Annotated in this window: 15 protein-coding genes; 9 read left to right on the forward strand and 6 right to left on the reverse strand. The window is 70.2% G+C overall.

Translation table 11 applies throughout. The annotated features are described in order from the left end of the window. Positions 1 to 23: 23 nt before the first annotated feature. Entirely contained in the window at positions 24 to 1049 is a 1026-nt protein-coding gene (locus tag AWQ71_RS16020; RefSeq protein ID WP_067133649.1) for an Rv2578c family radical SAM protein, read from the reverse strand. 302 nt (positions 1050 to 1351) lie between these two features. On the opposite strand from AWQ71_RS16020, the gene AWQ71_RS16025 reads away from it, so the two are divergent. Continuing rightward, entirely contained in the window at positions 1352 to 1624 is a 273-nt protein-coding gene (locus tag AWQ71_RS16025; RefSeq protein WP_067133652.1) for a DUF3040 domain-containing protein, read from the forward strand. 92 nt (positions 1625 to 1716) lie between these two features. Here AWQ71_RS16025 and AWQ71_RS16030 read toward each other — a convergent pair whose 3' ends face one another. The 3 genes from AWQ71_RS16030 to AWQ71_RS16040 all read right to left on the reverse strand — a co-directional run bounded on the left by AWQ71_RS16030 (position 1717) and on the right by AWQ71_RS16040 (position 5984). Continuing rightward, entirely contained in the window at positions 1717 to 3555 is a 1839-nt protein-coding gene (locus AWQ71_RS16030) for a serine/threonine-protein kinase (protein ID WP_245658309.1), read from the reverse strand. A 98-nt stretch (positions 3556 to 3653) separates the two neighbouring features. Then, the gene (locus AWQ71_RS16035) at positions 3654 to 5267 is read right to left on the reverse strand and encodes a penicillin-binding transpeptidase domain-containing protein (RefSeq protein ID WP_067133657.1); all 1614 of its coding nucleotides are present in this window, start codon (positions 5265 to 5267) and stop codon (positions 3654 to 3656) included. Between the two features lie 66 nt (positions 5268 to 5333). Further along, complete coding sequence (locus AWQ71_RS16040; RefSeq protein WP_067133660.1) at positions 5334 to 5984, reverse strand: lysophospholipid acyltransferase family protein; 651 nt, start codon at positions 5982 to 5984, stop codon at positions 5334 to 5336. A gap of 746 nt (positions 5985 to 6730) precedes the next feature. Between AWQ71_RS16040 and AWQ71_RS16045 the strand changes: the two genes are divergently transcribed. Then, complete coding sequence (locus AWQ71_RS16045) at positions 6731 to 7264, forward strand: GNAT family N-acetyltransferase (RefSeq protein WP_245658310.1); 534 nt, start codon at positions 6731 to 6733, stop codon at positions 7262 to 7264. A 95-nt stretch (positions 7265 to 7359) separates the two neighbouring features. Here the strand turns inward: AWQ71_RS16045 and AWQ71_RS16050 are convergent, their stop codons facing one another. Next, positions 7360 to 7971 carry a dihydrofolate reductase family protein gene (locus AWQ71_RS16050; RefSeq protein WP_084258931.1) on the reverse strand — a complete coding sequence of 204 codons (612 nt, stop codon included), beginning with the start codon at positions 7969 to 7971 and terminating at the stop codon, positions 7360 to 7362. Between the two features lie 29 nt (positions 7972 to 8000). Then, positions 8001 to 8522: a pyridoxamine 5'-phosphate oxidase family protein gene (locus tag AWQ71_RS16055; RefSeq protein WP_067133666.1), complete on the reverse strand. Its 522-nt coding sequence runs from the start codon at positions 8520 to 8522 to the stop codon at positions 8001 to 8003. A 77-nt stretch (positions 8523 to 8599) separates the two neighbouring features. On the opposite strand from AWQ71_RS16055, the gene AWQ71_RS16060 reads away from it, so the two are divergent. The 7 genes from AWQ71_RS16060 (at position 8600) to AWQ71_RS16090 (ending at position 13805) form a co-directional block, all read left to right on the forward strand. Then, positions 8600 to 9256 carry a winged helix-turn-helix transcriptional regulator gene (locus AWQ71_RS16060; RefSeq protein ID WP_067133669.1) on the forward strand — a complete coding sequence of 219 codons (657 nt, stop codon included), beginning with the start codon at positions 8600 to 8602 and terminating at the stop codon, positions 9254 to 9256. A gap of 206 nt (positions 9257 to 9462) precedes the next feature. Further along, positions 9463 to 9678, forward strand: coding sequence for a hypothetical protein (locus AWQ71_RS16065; RefSeq protein ID WP_067133672.1), 216 nt, complete (start codon positions 9463 to 9465; stop codon positions 9676 to 9678). 325 nt (positions 9679 to 10003) lie between these two features. Next, positions 10004 to 10273, forward strand: coding sequence for a metal-sensitive transcriptional regulator (locus AWQ71_RS16070; protein ID WP_067133675.1), 270 nt, complete (start codon positions 10004 to 10006; stop codon positions 10271 to 10273). A gap of 113 nt (positions 10274 to 10386) precedes the next feature. Then, on the forward strand, positions 10387 to 10977 hold the full coding sequence (locus AWQ71_RS16075; protein WP_067133678.1) for a rhodanese-like domain-containing protein: 591 nt from the start codon (positions 10387 to 10389) through the stop codon (positions 10975 to 10977). Positions 10978 to 11054: 77 nt separating this feature from the next. Beyond that, entirely contained in the window at positions 11055 to 11957 is a 903-nt protein-coding gene (locus tag AWQ71_RS16080) for a sulfite exporter TauE/SafE family protein (RefSeq protein ID WP_067133681.1), read from the forward strand. Positions 11958 to 11990: 33 nt separating this feature from the next. After that, positions 11991 to 12356, forward strand: coding sequence for a thioredoxin (gene trxA / locus AWQ71_RS16085; protein WP_067133684.1), 366 nt, complete (start codon positions 11991 to 11993; stop codon positions 12354 to 12356). Positions 12357 to 12419: 63 nt separating this feature from the next. After that, a complete protein-coding gene (locus AWQ71_RS16090) occupies positions 12420 to 13805 on the forward strand; it encodes an MBL fold metallo-hydrolase (RefSeq protein ID WP_067133687.1) in 1386 nt (461 codons plus the stop codon). The last annotated feature ends 38 nt before the right edge of the window (positions 13806 to 13843 follow it).

The raw sequence follows: 13843 nt of genomic DNA on the forward strand, positions 1-13843 counted from the left end.
GGGCCGGCTCATGACCGGGGAGGTCAGAGCAGGGAAAGCTGCTCCGGCGCCGCGGGAGGCGGCGGCCGGCGGACCGTGCGCGCCGCCCGGCCGGTGGAGCGCCCCACGCCGTATCGCCGCGCCAGCTCGGCCACCTCGCGCCCGATCCGCTCCTGGTACGCCTTCGGAGCGTAGGCGCCCCTGCCGTACAGCTCCTGGTAGCGCGGGACGAGACGCGGGTGCTCGCGGGAGAGCCAGGCGAGGAACCACTCCCGGGCGCCGGGGCGCAGGTGCAGCACGATCGGCGCGACGTGGGTCGCCCCGGCCGCCGCGATCTCGCGTACGGCCGCGTCCAGCGCGCTCGGCGCGTCGGTGAGGTAAGGGAGGATCGGGGCCATCAGTACGCCACACGGAACGCCGCGGCCGTTGAGCGTGGCGCAGACCTCCAGCCGCTTGCGCGGCGCGGGCGTCCCCGGCTCGACCGAGCGCCACACGTCCCTGTCGAGGAAGCCGGCCGACACGGCCGTGCTCACCTCGGTCACCTCGGCGGCCTCGGCGAGCAGGTCGAGGTCGCGCAGGATCAGCGACCCCTTGGTGAGGATGGAGAAGGGGTTGGCGGCGTCCCTGAGTGCGGTGATGATGCCGGGCATCAGCGCGTATCGCCCCTCGGCCCGCTGGTAGCAGTCGACGTTGGTCCCCATCGCGATGGACTGGCCGCGCCACCGGGGCGCGGCCAGTTCCTTGCGGACCAGGTCGGGCGCGTTGACCTTCACCACGATCTTCGAGTCGAAGTCGTGGCCGGCGTCCAGGTCGAGGTACTCGTGCGACCGGCGGGCGAAGCAGTAGACGCACGCGTGGCTGCACCCCCGGTAGGGGTTGATGGTCCACTCGAACGGCACCTGGCTCGCCCCGGGCACCCGGTTGACGATCGAGCGGGCGTGGACCTCGTAGAACGTGATGCCGCGGAACTCCGGGGTGTCGAACGTCCTGGCCACCGCGCCACGGGCGAACAGCGGCACGGCAGGCTCGCCCTGGCCGGTGTCGTCCAGCCGCAGGTTGTCCCAGCGCATGACTCGATTAGAACAAGGTTTCGAGGCGGTTCGCAACTCGGGGCGCCGGTCCGCGGGCTCCCGTGTCCGGCGAACATCACGATCGGTCGGTGATCGGATGGGCGGCACAAGACGCTGCAATCAGGTTCAACGGGCACTTCCGGCCGCAAAAGTTACGCGGAGTTACTTCTTCTCTGGTGCCGTTGACACGCGCCGCCCGCGACGCCAACGGATCGCAAATACCCGACCAGGAAACGGCTAACGATCTTCATCGTTGGGCAGAACGTCCGCACACACCTTGCATTACCGGGAGGTGCGCCACTATGGCCTGGTCGCAGGATGAAGAGCGGATGCTGGCGTTGATCGAACAGCACCTCACCGATGAGGATCCGCGGCTCGCCGCCCGGCTTGATTCGTTCAACGAGCGGGTCGAGCGCCGGCAGCGGGGACGCCGGCGTGATGACCACGTGCGACGGCGAGGCATGCCGCGGCGGTCGACGATCATCATCGTGGTGAGCTGGTTGCTGATCGCCACTTTGATCGCCACCTTGCTCATCATGGCGTTGCACAACGACGCCGCCGCCTTTCCCGCCTGAGCCGCCCGGCACGCCCGCCGCCTCGCCGAACGCCGGACCCGTCACGCCCGTGGCCTGACCGGTTCCCTCCGGAGCCGGGTTCGGCCGTGAGGTCAGCGTGCGGCCTCGGGTGACCCGCGCATGGTGAAGTTATCGAAGCCCACCTTGAGCGTCGCCGCGCTCTTCTCGCCGACCCGGGCCATGATGCCGACCAGGCCCCTCGGCAGTGGCCGGGCGTCGACCACCGACGCGGCCCGGGACCCGTTGACCCACATGGTCAGCTCGACGCCCTCCTGGGTCGTCCGGCACCTGGCCTGGAGGCTGGTCGGCTCGCCCTGCTTCGCCGCGTCCGTCCCGTTCGCCGGGGACTGGTCGCCGCCGGCGTCGTCCGCGACCTTCGCGTCCGTCTGCGCCCGGGCGGTCAGGTCACCGCCCGCGTCCTCCACGACCTTCCTGATCCGCGCCTGCCCGGCGGTGTCGAGGAGGAACTCATACCGGGTGACCTTGCTTCCCTGCGGATCCTGCCGGCAGTACAGGCCGTACTCGCCGGTGCCGCCCGTCACACCCCTGACCGTGGTCTCCACGCCCAGCAGGTAGTCATCGGGGACGGTCGGCGTCGGCGTCTCATCGGGCGAGGGGCTCTGCGGCTCGGCGGTGAAGGGGATCGGGGCGTTCTCCCACAGGTCGCTCTGGTCTTCGCCGTAGGGGTCCAAGGCGTAGAAGCCGCCCGGCGCGTAGCCCTGCCGGTGGTACTTCTCACCGGTGTAGGTGCTGCCCCAGCCGGTGCCGCTCCGGCTGAAGTCGTCCTGGTAGAGCAGCTGCAGGTCGGTCGGCGGTCCGCCGGGGGCAAGCACCGCGTACAGGGTGACGCCGGCCGCGACGACGAGCGCGGCGGCGCCCGCGCCGATCATCAGCCGGGTGCGGTGGGCCGAGGAGGACGGCCGCGTGACGTCGGCGCCGGGCCGCGGGCCGGTCGGGGCCTCCGCCCCGAGCGCGGCCGGCGGGGACCAGGACGGCGCCCGCCCGTCCGGCGTGGAGGGCCACGGCGCCTGCGCCGTGTACGCGGTCGTGTGTTGCGGCGCGGCGGGGACGGTCGCGGTCTGCTGCCAGGTCGTCTGCACCGAGTGCGCGGTCTGCTCCGGCGCGGCGGCCCGGCCCACCATCTGGTCGAGGAGCTGCTGCGAGGTCGGCCGCCACCCGGGGTCCTTCGCCAGCGCGTGGGCGACCAGGTCGCGCAGCGCCGGCTCCAGCCCGTCGAGCTCCGGCTCGTTGTTGAGCACCTGGTACAGCACGGCGTGGAGGGTCTCGCCGTGGAACGGCGCCCGGCCGGTGGCGGCGAAGGCGACGAGGCAGCCCCAGGAGAAGACGTCGCAGGCCGGGGTGATCGGCTCGCCGCGCAGCACCTCGGGGGACATGTAGCGCGGGGTGCCGATCAGCTCGCCCGTGCCGGTGATCCCGCCGAGCGTGTCGCGGGCGCGGGCGATGCCGAAGTCGATCACGCGCGGGCCGACGGGGGAGAGCAGCACGTTCGACGGCTTGAGATCGCGGTGGATCACCCCGGCGCCGTGGATGGCCGCCAGCGCGGTCGCCACGCCCACGGCGAGGGCGTCCAGGCTGGAGCCGCGCAGCGGCCCGGACGACTGTACGGCCTCCTCCAGATTGGGGCCGGGGACGAACTCGGTGACGACGTAGAGCTGGTCGCCGTCGAGCGCGGCCTCGATCACCGCGGCGGTGCAGAACCGGCGGACCCGGGACGCGGCGTCGGCCTCGCGGCGGAAGCGCATCCTGAACTGCTCGTGCCGGCTGAACTCGGGGTTGATCACCTTGATGGCGACCCGTTGGCCGTCCGGGGACTCGCCGAGGTAGACCGTGCCCATGCCGCCCGCGCCCAGGCGCCCGAGCAGGCGATATGCGCCGATGTGAGGGGGGTCTCCCGGAGTGAGGTCGTTCACCACGCCATCCAACCGCGTACCGTCATATTTCGCACATTCAGCGGCAAAGCCTACAGAGATCTCCGCGGAGGCCGGGACCTGCGGCGAACGCTCCCCGGTTAGCCGAGGCCCTTGAGGAAGGCGGCGGCGATCGGCGCGGCGACCTTCCCGCCGCCGCCCCCGCCCTCGACGACGACGGCGAAGGCCACGTCGCCGCGGTAGCCCATGAACCAGGCGTGGGAGTCCAGCTTCTCGCCGGTGCCGAACTCGGCCGTCCCGGTCTTGCCCGCCGTACCGGCGGGGAGGCCCGCTGAGCGTGCCGTGCCCTTGCTCACGACGGCCTTCATCATCGAGCGCAACTGCTCGGCGACGCCGTCCGGCAGCTTCTTCGGCGTGACCTTCTGCTTGAGGTCGGGCACCAGGGTCGGCGGACGCCAGGTGCCGTCCGCCACCGCGGCGGCGACCGTCGCGACGACCAGCGGGCTCGCGGTGATCCGGGCCTGGCCGAAGGCCTCCGCGGCCAGCTCCGCGTCACTGCTCGCCTTGGGCATGCTCGCCTTGGTGACGGGGACGCCGATGTTGAGCGGCTGGTTGAAGCCGAGGTCGGAGGCGATGTCGTAGAGCTTCTGCGCGCCGAGCTTGGCCGCCGCCAGCGGGGCGAAGGTCGTGTTGCACGAGTGCGCGTAAGAGTCGAGGAACGACAACGCGCCGAACGCCTCGTGGTCGGAGTTGCGGATCTTCAGGCCGCCGACGCTGGCGGTCTCGGGGCAGGTGACCCGCGCCGACGGGGTCAGGCCCTCCGCCAGCAGGGCGGCGGCGGTGATGGTCTTGAACGTGGAGCCGGGCGGGTAGCGGCCGTCCAGCGCCCGGTTGAAGCCGCCCACGTTGTTGACGACCGCGAGGATCTCGCCGCTGGACGGCCGTACGGCGACGAGCGAGGTGGGCTTCTTCACGTCGCGTACGGCGTCGGCGGCCGCGCGCTGGACCCGCAGGTCGAGGCTGGTCGTGATGTCGTGCCCCGGTGCGCCCTTGATCGTCTTCAGCGTCTTGTCGCCGCCCCGGATCTCGGTGGTCGGCGTGCCGGCCAGCCGCCGCTGGAACGCCTCCTGCAGGCCGCCGCGTCCGATGGCGTCGCCGGTCTTGTACGCCGAGCCCAGGGCCTTGACGTCCTTGGCCGCCGCCTTGTCGAGGTAGCCGACGAGCTGCGCGACCGACCCGCCCACGTCGCCGCCGTCGATCCGGTTCCCGGCCACGTCGGTGATCTTGCCTCGGGCCGGCCAGGTCGTCTTGAGGGACAGATGGTTCGTGCCGGTCAGCTCGGGATGCGCGGCGCGCGGGGTCCAGGCGACCTTCCAGTAGTGGTCTTTGACCACGAGGTCGATCGTCCCGTCGTAGGCCCACTCGCCGACGTCCTTCAGCGTGGCCGTCGCGCGGTACGCGGCGGTGGCCCGGTCGTCTCCGGACGGGGTGACCGCGCCGAGGGCGACGGCGACCGCGGTCGCGCCGAGGTTCTTGGTGAGCTCGGCGTAGGCCGCGTCGAAGCCGGGCGCCTGCGCGGTCAGCTCCGCCTTCATCGCGGTCAGGTCGCCCCGGGACCAGGCGTCGGCGAACCGCCGCGCGGTCTCCTGCGGGGTGCCCCTGGTGTGCAGGACGTAGTAGGCGCCGCCCGCCGCGCCCCCGGCCAAAACCACCGCGACGGCGGTTGAGATCGCGATCGTACGTCCTCGGGGCATGCGCCGCCTCCCAGCCTCGAAACCGGCACAGAGCCTATCGCGGTCAAATCGCCATACATGACTCGGTCAAGAAGAGTTTTTGACGCTGGCCGCGTATTTGTTGACGTACTCCTGGCCGGACAGGTCGCGGACGCCGGCCATGATCTCGTCGGTGACCCGGCGCCGATCGCGGGCGCTGCCCGGGTCGCCGGTGTAGACGATCGGGGCGCCGAGCCGTACCCCGATGCGGGTGAGCCGTGGCACGGTGGCCCCCGGGGGCAGCACGCGGTCGAGGCCCTTCATGGCGACCGGGATGACCGGGGCGCCGGTGGTGAGCGCGAGCCAGGCCACGCCGATCTTGCCCTTGTAGAGACGGCCGTCGGGGGAGCGGGTGCCCTCGGGATAGATGCCGAAGAGCTCGCCCTCCTTGAGCACCTGCGCGGCGGCGTCCAGCATGGCCTGCGCGGCGCCGGCGCTCTCCCGGTCGATGGCCAGGTTGCCCGTGGTGCGCATGAACATCGCCGTCACCGGGTTGCCGGTGAAGTACTCGTTCTTGGCGACGAACGTCACCTTTCGCGGCAGCAGCGCCGGGAGGAAGAACGAGTCGAGGATGGACAGGTGGTTGGACGCGAGGATCGCGGGTCCGGTCTCGGGCACGTGCTCCCTGCCCTCGATCACCGGGCGCCACAGCAGCCGCACGGTGGGCGCGGTGACAATCTTGGCGATGCGGTAGAGCACGGGTACTCCTTCGGATCTCCGCCGGTCCTGCCTGCGTGGGCGACGACGCGATCAACCCTAAGCCCGCGCGGGGTGTGACCGCCGTGCGCGTCGCGTCCCAAGGTTCGGTACGGCTTGGCCTGATCGTCGTTTTGGGTAGCGAAAACCCCCGCGAGAGCGGGTCTCGCGGGGGTTTTCCACGTTTAAGCCGATGTGGTGGTCGCCTCCTCGGCGAGAGGCACAACACGGCTCCAGCCGAACGGTATTCCGTGAAGGCGGTAATTGCGGCCCGGGGGACACATCCACATCGGCAGTACTAAGCCTATAGGACGACCGGCCGTGGTCATTCCGGCTCCCCGGATTCACAGCCTCCCCACAGTCGGTTCGTTATGTGATGCTATATCCGTTTTGTCGGGATTTTTCGTATGAGAAGTGGAGGCCGGTCGGTGGAGCGCGTTCCCGCGGCGTGAGCCCCCGAGTCGCCCTGCTGCGGGCGGAGGGGGAACGACCGGGCCGCCGGCCTGATCCGGGTCGGGCTCAGCGGGCTGGAACGGCGAAGGGCCGCCCCCCATCACATGGAGCGGCCCTTCGTCTTGGAAGAGAGAACGCACCTGTGTGACGCCCCACTCCCGCGGAGGGTTCACACGGCGCTCCAGGGTCTCGGCTCCGCGCCCCCGGCCGTCCCACAGGCCGGCCCGTCCGGTGCTCACGTGCCTCTCGGGTCGCCGTCCGGCGCCAGGGGGCGCGGCCGCCGGTACGGTGAACAGGTGATCGAGACCGAGCGGCTGGTGCTGCGGCGCTGGCGGGAGTCAGACCGTGAGCCGTTCGCGGCGTTGAACGCGGACCCCGAGGTGATGGAGTACTTCCCGTCCACCCTGACGAGGGAGCGGAGCGACGCGCTCGCCGACCGCCTGGAGGCGGAGTTCGAGGAGCGCGGCTTCGGCCTGTGGGCCGTCGAGCTGTCGGGGGAGTTCATCGGCTTCACCGGCCTGTCCGTACCGCGGTTCACCGCGCATTTCACGCCCTGCGTGGAGGTCGGCTGGCGGCTGGCCCGCTCCGCCTGGGGCCACGGCTACGCGAGCGAGGCGGCGCGCGCCGCCCTCGACCACGGCTTCGAGACGGTCGGCCTGCGGGAGATCACCTCGTTCACCGCCGTCGTGAACACCCGCTCCCGCCGGGTGATGGAACGCATCGGGATGCGACACGACCCGGACGGCGATTTCGACCACCCGGCCCTCGCGCAGGACAGCCCGCTGCGCCGGCACGTCCTCTATCGGATCGGCGCCGACGACCCGCGGTGACGGCCCGGCCCTCTCCTTCCGTGCGGCCGCAGGAGCCGGGGCGAGCCGTCGGCCTCCCGGCTTCGGTCCGGGCTCCGACGCACGGACGGGTACCTCTATGCGGTTCTCCGTTCGGGGACCGGGGCAGGTTCTGCGCGGCGGTAACTACACATCATCACGCCGGAGCCCGATGTCGCCGCATGGGTCAGCTGTAGTCCGAGCGGGGTGTCACCGCTGAAGAGTCTCTTCCCGCCGCCGACCACGATGGGATAGGTCAACAGCACGAACTCGTCGATCAGTTCTTCGCGTAGCAGGACGGGGATCAGGCTGCTGCTGCCCCAGACACTGATCTGGTTGTGCCGCTCCTTCAGCCGAAGGACCTGCTTGGCCACATCATCCCCACTGAGCACCGTCGTGTTGGTCCACTGTGCCGTCCGCAGGGTCCGTGACACGACGTACTTGGGCTGGCTGTTCAGCTTGGCGGTTCTTGGATCCGATGGATCGGCTCCGGGCCAGTAGCCGGCGAACAGTTGATAGGTCCGTCGGCCGAGCAGGAGCGCGTCCGCGCTCAACACCGACTCAGCGGTCCGCCGGTCGACCATCGGATCTGCGTACGGCCCCGTCCAGCCACCAAGCTCGAACCCGCCGTCACGGTCCTCGTCCTGAAGGCCAGGCGCCTGGATCACGCCATCGAGTGTGACGAACGCCGTCACAACGATCTTCCCCATATGGGCCCCTTCAGGGTCGTGGTGGTGTGTCATCGGCCGGCGCCGAAGGCGGCCAGGACAGGGGCGGGCGTCCGTTCCGCGAACCGCCGCCGGAAGTCGAGCACGCCGACCCAGGTCGGCCGCAGGGCGATGCGCACCATGCGTAGCCCGGGTTGATCGATCGCCTGGATGTAGGCGGCGCCGGCTTCCTCGCCCATCATCCTGCGCTGCATCGTCGCGTATTCGGGGAGAACGCCCTCGACCTCGGTCAGCGTGACCTGCCCGCGAAGCATGAGTACCTGCGGGGGAGCGTCGGTGGTGTCGATGCACGTGGCGACGTCGGGGCGGGCACGCAGGTCCCGGATCTTGTAGGTGCCGGCGAACGCGGCGATGACCAGTTCGTCGCCGGTCCACAGGAAGTTGACCGGGATCAGCCGTGGCGTCCCGTCTTTTCCGGTGTAGGCCAGGCGCGTCACAAGGGACGTGGTGAGCAGGTGCTGCGCCGTGGGCGTGTCCAGCAGCCGTGGGTCACCTTGCGGCAGGTCTGCACCTTCGTTGTCGAGGAGGCTCATGACGCTCAACGTAAAGGGGCTAGTCCTAAAAAACAAGTAGAGGTCCTAATTAAGGATTGGTGCCCTAAGATGGAGACATGAGCCGTAGCTATGGCGATCTGTGTGGTGTGGCCCGCGGGCTGGACGTCGTCGGGGAACGGTGGGCGCTGCTGGTGGTTCGCGACCTCCTGCTCGGTCCCAAACGCTTCAGCGACCTGCTCGGCGGCCTGCCCGGCGTGAGTCCCAACGTGCTGAGCCAGCGGCTGCGCGAGCTTGCCGAGCACGGTGTCATCCAGCGCCGCGACCTCGGGCCACCGGCCCGAGTCCACCTTTACGAGCTCACCGAATGGGGCCGCGGCCTCGAACCCGTCCTGCTCGCGCTCGGCCGATGGGGAAGCCACGCATCACCCCCGCCTGAAGGCGTGTTCGGCATCGACTCCCTGTTGCTGGGCATCAAGGCGGGCTTCGACCCGGCACGAGCCGCCGAACTGCGCGGCGTCTATGAATTTCGCGTCGGCGCCGACACCTACGTCGCCGAAGTCGCCGACAACGCGGTAAAGGTCGGCCGCCGGTCGGCAACCGGACCGCCCGACGCCGCTCTCACCACGGACGTGGACACCCTCCGTGCCGTGTGCGATCACCGGATGACCGTCCACGACGCCACCCGCTCCGGCCTCGCGCGCCTCGACGGCGAAGAAGACGCCCAGAAGCGCCTCCTCGACCTCCTCCTGACGCCATTCCGGCCCATCCGTTAGAAGGTCCTCGGCGCCTTCCCGAACGGGTGCCGCCAGGCTGCGCTGAGGTGCGGGCGGGTGCCCACGTCGAGGCGGAGCCGTCCGCACGGGTGGATGGGTGCGGCTCTCCCGGAGTGAGCGGCTCCTCGATGCAGATCTCGTGGGGATATTGGGGAGTTCATGATTCGGCGAGGAACTTCGGGAGGGGTTGGGGCGTCATCCATAACATGAGCGACGAGACGCAGATCAATCGGTTCCGGCACCTGCCGGAGCGGCCGGACCCGGCAACGTGGCAGTCTGATCTGGATGAGAGGCCGTTGCCGCAGGTAGTCGCCGAGCCGGCGGAGGTGGAAGACACCGGCCTGCGCTGGGTGGCGCCCGAGCTCGAAGCGACACGGCAAATCAGCGATGCGATCGTACGGCGCCGCGGTTCCCGTGACTGAACGGAACATGTGAACGACCGCCGAAGTGCGTTCCACATGATCGTCATGCGATGGTCTCGCTAGGCACTTGTCGTCGGCGGGCTGATCTTGGATGGTGACGCCCCGAGATCTCGGTTGAGCACAGCTCGTGCTCATCCGAGCTGGGCGATAGCGCCTTGACAGATCTACGTCGTAGAGGCCGGTGACGTGGATACTTAGCCTCGATGGAGAGTCCGGCTCCGATCGGACAGCCGGCAAGTAGAGGCGGGTCTTCTTCGGGTCGCGTTCGACGATGTGAGAGCGGCGGCGTTTGTCATCGGCATACCCCGGGGGGTACATTACGGGCATGGAGTTGAACCAGGCCATGGTCGGCGACGCGGTGACGCGTCTGCGGCGCGCGCACGGTCAGTTGGCCGGTGTGATCGCGATGATCGAGGCGGGGGAGGACTGCGCGAAAGTGCTGACCCAGCTCGCCGCGGTCTCCAAGGCCCTCGACCGGGCCGGGTTCAAGCTGGTCGCGACCGGCCTGCGGCACTGCCAGGCCGCCCAGGAGCGTGGCGAGCAGGCTCCGATGAGCATGGCCGAACTCGAGAAGCTGTTCTTGGCGCTGGCGTAAACGGCGCCGTACGCACGCACCCCCCTGGGTAATTACCGCTGTTCAATGCTGCCGTCCAGGCCGCTTTATGTGCTGAATATACCCCCAGGGGTATAGGGAAAGCGAGGTAACCGATGACCACGAACGCTGCATCCTCCACTGTCGACGTGACCACGGCGCGTGCGCTGATCGAGTCCAATTCCGACGTGCTCGTCGTCGACGTGCGGACTCCTGCGGAGTTCGAGACCGCGCACATCAACGGCGCGATCAACCTGCCGCTCGATCAGGTCGACGCCCACCTGCGCCAGATCGTCGCCGACGCGGGCGGGACGATGCTGCTGATCTGCCAGTCGGGCAACCGCGCCACCCAGGCGCAGAAGAAGCTCTGCGAGGCCGGGCTGCCCGGCACGGCCGTGCTGTCGGGCGGGATGAACTCCTGGGTCGCCTCCGGCGCGCCCGTCGTCCGGGGCAGGCAGAAGTGGAGCCTTGAGCGTCAGGTGCGGCTCGTCGCGGGCGGCATCGTGCTGACGTCCATCGTGGCCGACCTGTGGCTGCCCGGCGCGCGGTACGTGGGCGCCTTCGTCGGTGCGGGTCTGGTGTTCGCCGCCGTGAGCGACACCTGCGCGATGGGCATGCTGCTCGCCCGACTGCCCTACAACCGCGGCAGGGCCGACGCCGCCGAGGCGATGGCCTGCATCGCCCGGCCCGCCCGCGCCCGGAACTGACCTCTTCTCCTTCGTTCCGTACGGCGGGGCCGTCTGTCTCATGCATACCCCCCCGGGTATAGAGGAAAGGCAATGCAATGCTCATCGTGACCCTTGCCGTCGCTGTGGTGGTCGGCCTGACGCTCGGGTTGTTCGGCGGCGGTGGGTCGATCCTCACCGTGCCGATGCTCGTCTACGTCGCGGGCGTCCCGGCCAAAACGGCGATCGCCATGTCCCTGTTCGTGGTGGGCGTGACGAGTGCGGTCAGCGCCATCGGGCATGCCCGGGCCGGACGGATCCGATGGAAGACCGGGCTGATCTTCGGCGCCGCGGGCATGGCCGGCGCTTACGGCGGCGGCCTGCTCGGGCCGCATCTGCCCGAGGCGCTGCTGATGGCCGCGTTCGCGCTGATGATGGCCGCCACTGCGATCGCGATGATCCGCGGCCGCAAGACGCCGTCACATGACCCCGCCCGCACGGACCTGCCGATCGCGCACGTGGTCGTCGAGGGTGTGGTCGTCGGTGTCGTCACCGGGCTGGTCGGCGCGGGCGGTGGGTTCCTGGTGGTCCCCACGCTGGTGCTGCTCGGCGGCCTGCCCATGAGCGTCGCTGTCGGCACCTCGCTGATCGTCATCGCGATGAAGTCGTTCGCCGGTCTCGCCGGATACCTGCAAAGCGTCCCCATCGATTGGCCGATCGCGCTCTACGTCACCGCCGCCGCGGTCGTCGGAGGCGTCATCGGCGGGCAGCTCGCCGGGCGGATCCAGGCGGACCGGCTGCGCAAGGCGTTCGGCTGGTTCGTGCTCGTGATGGGTGTCTTCGTGCTGAGCCGGCAGGTGCCGCCGGAGCTGCTCCACTCGGCGTGGGGGCGGGCCGTACTGGCCGCCGCCGCCCTGGTGGCCGTGGCCGTCGCCGCGTACCTGCTCTTCGTGCGCCGGGGGCGGCGGCAGAGGGGCGGGGCGACGGGCGTGCCGCAGCTGTCGCAGACCGACCGCCGCTGATCAACGCGGCGATCCGAAAGGGAGTGAGCAGTCATGACCGTGGAACTGACCACGGACAACTGGAACACGATGGTCACCTCCGACGGCATCGTGCTCGTGGATTTCTGGGCCGCCTGGTGTGGGCCGTGCCGTCGCTTCGCGCCGGTGTTCGAGGCGGTGGCGGCCCGCAACCCGGACCTCGTGTTCGGCAAGGTGGACACGGAGGCCGAGCAGGAGCTGGCGACGGCGTTCCGCATCACCTCGATCCCGACCCTGGTCGCGATCCGGGACGGCCTCGTGGTCTTCGCCCAGCCCGGGGCGCTGTCCGAGGCGATGCTCGATGACCTGGTCGCCCGGGTCCGGGCGCTCGGCATGGCGGAGGTCCGCCGCCATCTCACCCGTCAGCCGGCGCAGGGCTGAGGGCACCGTTGTGCGCGGAACATACCCCCCGGGGTATTCGGCAATACAGTGGAAGGAAATGAAATGATCTTCACTCAGTACTACCTGGACTGCCTGTCCCAGGCGTCGTACCTGATCGGCGACGAGACCACCGGTCGCGCCGTGGTCGTGGACCCCAGGCGCGACGTCTCTGAGTACGTCACCGACGCCGAGGCGCAGGGGCTGCGGATCGAAGGCGTGATCAACACCCACTTCCACGCCGACTTCGTCGCCGGCCACCTGGAGCTGGCCGCCCGCACCGGCGCCTGGATCGGCTACGGCAGCCGCGCCGATGCCGAGTACCCCATTCGCAGGCTCGCAGAAGGTGAGCGCATCGAGCTGGGCGAGGTCGTGCTGGAGATCCTCGAAACGCCGGGCCACACCCCCGAGTCGATCAGCGTCCTGGTGTACGAGCACGCCGGCGACGCCGTGCCGTACGGGGTGCTCACCGGCGACGCGCTGTTCATCGGCGATGTGGGCCGCCCCGACCTGCTCGCCTCGTTCGGCGTCACCGCCGACGAGCTGGGCCGGATGCTCTACGACAGCGTCCAGCGCAAGCTGATGGCGCTCGACGACGCAGTGCGGGTCTTCCCCGCCCACGGCGCCGGCTCGGCCTGCGGCAAGAACCTGTCCACCGACAGGTGGTCGACGATCGGGCAGCAGCGCGTGGGCAACTACGCCTGCGCGCCGATGAGCGAGGACGAGTTCCTGGCCATCGTCACCGAGGGGCAGCCGTCCGCGCCCGGCTACTTCGCCTTCGACGCCGAGCTCAACCGCAAGAACCGGGGACTGCTCGACGCCGACGCGCACGCCCGTCCGCTGGCGGCGGCGGAGTTCCTGGCCGCGCGGGCCGCCGGAGCGGTCGTCGTCGACGCCAGGGACGCCCAGGAGTTCGCGCTCGCGCACCTGCGGGGCTCTGTCAACGTCGCCGCCGACGGGCGCTTCGCCGAGCGGGTCGGCATGGTCGTCAAGCCCGGCAGCGAGATCATCGTGGTCGCGCCGCAGGGGCGGGAGGACGAGGTCGTCACCCGGCTGGCCAGGATCGGCTTCGACACGGTCACCGGACATCTGCGCGACCCGGAGGCCGTCTTCCTCGCCACGCCCGACGAGGTCGCCCACTCCTCCAGGGTTACCGTCGCCGAGCTGAGCGAGGTTCTCGGAGGGGCCGAGCCCCCCGTGCTCATCGACGTGCGCAACGCCGGGGAGGTCGCCGAAGGCGCCATCGAGCACTCGATCAACATCCCGCTGGCCGAGCTCGCCGCGCGGCTCGCGGAGGTCCCGGCCGACCACCCGGTCGTGGTCTACTGCGCGGGCGGCGCCCGCTCGGCCATCGCGGCCAGCCTGCTCACGCACCACGGGCGCGCGACGGTGTCGGACCTGCTCGGCGGGTACGGCGCCTGGCAGCGCGCGGTCACGCCCGCCGAGGCATAGGCCGGCACGGGTACGCCCCGGGGGGACGGCACACGACG

The sequence above is a fragment of the Microtetraspora malaysiensis genome (assembly GCF_001528665.1).
GTDB classification, from domain to species: Bacteria; Actinomycetota; Actinomycetes; order Streptosporangiales; family Streptosporangiaceae; genus Microtetraspora_A; species Microtetraspora_A malaysiensis.

Coding starts and splice junctions, on each gene's coding strand:
- AWQ71_RS16065 (WP_067133672.1), top strand. CDS start 9,463: ATGAGCGACGAGACGCAGATCAATCGGTTCCGGCACCTGCCGGAGCGG.
- AWQ71_RS16060 (WP_067133669.1), top strand. CDS start 8,600: ATGAGCCGTAGCTATGGCGATCTGTGTGGTGTGGCCCGCGGGCTGGAC.
- AWQ71_RS16055 (WP_067133666.1), bottom strand. CDS start 8,522: ATGAGCCTCCTCGACAACGAAGGTGCAGACCTGCCGCAAGGTGACCCA.
- AWQ71_RS16070 (WP_067133675.1), top strand. CDS start 10,004: ATGGAGTTGAACCAGGCCATGGTCGGCGACGCGGTGACGCGTCTGCGG.
- AWQ71_RS16090 (WP_067133687.1), top strand. CDS start 12,420: ATGATCTTCACTCAGTACTACCTGGACTGCCTGTCCCAGGCGTCGTAC.
- AWQ71_RS16035 (WP_067133657.1), bottom strand. CDS start 5,267: ATGCCCCGAGGACGTACGATCGCGATCTCAACCGCCGTCGCGGTGGTT.
- AWQ71_RS16050 (WP_084258931.1), bottom strand. CDS start 7,971: ATGGGGAAGATCGTTGTGACGGCGTTCGTCACACTCGATGGCGTGATC.
- AWQ71_RS16020 (WP_067133649.1), bottom strand. CDS start 1,049: ATGCGCTGGGACAACCTGCGGCTGGACGACACCGGCCAGGGCGAGCCT.
- trxA (WP_067133684.1), top strand. CDS start 11,991: ATGACCGTGGAACTGACCACGGACAACTGGAACACGATGGTCACCTCC.
- AWQ71_RS16075 (WP_067133678.1), top strand. CDS start 10,387: ATGACCACGAACGCTGCATCCTCCACTGTCGACGTGACCACGGCGCGT.
- AWQ71_RS16025 (WP_067133652.1), top strand. CDS start 1,352: ATGGCCTGGTCGCAGGATGAAGAGCGGATGCTGGCGTTGATCGAACAG.
- AWQ71_RS16080 (WP_067133681.1), top strand. CDS start 11,055: ATGCTCATCGTGACCCTTGCCGTCGCTGTGGTGGTCGGCCTGACGCTC.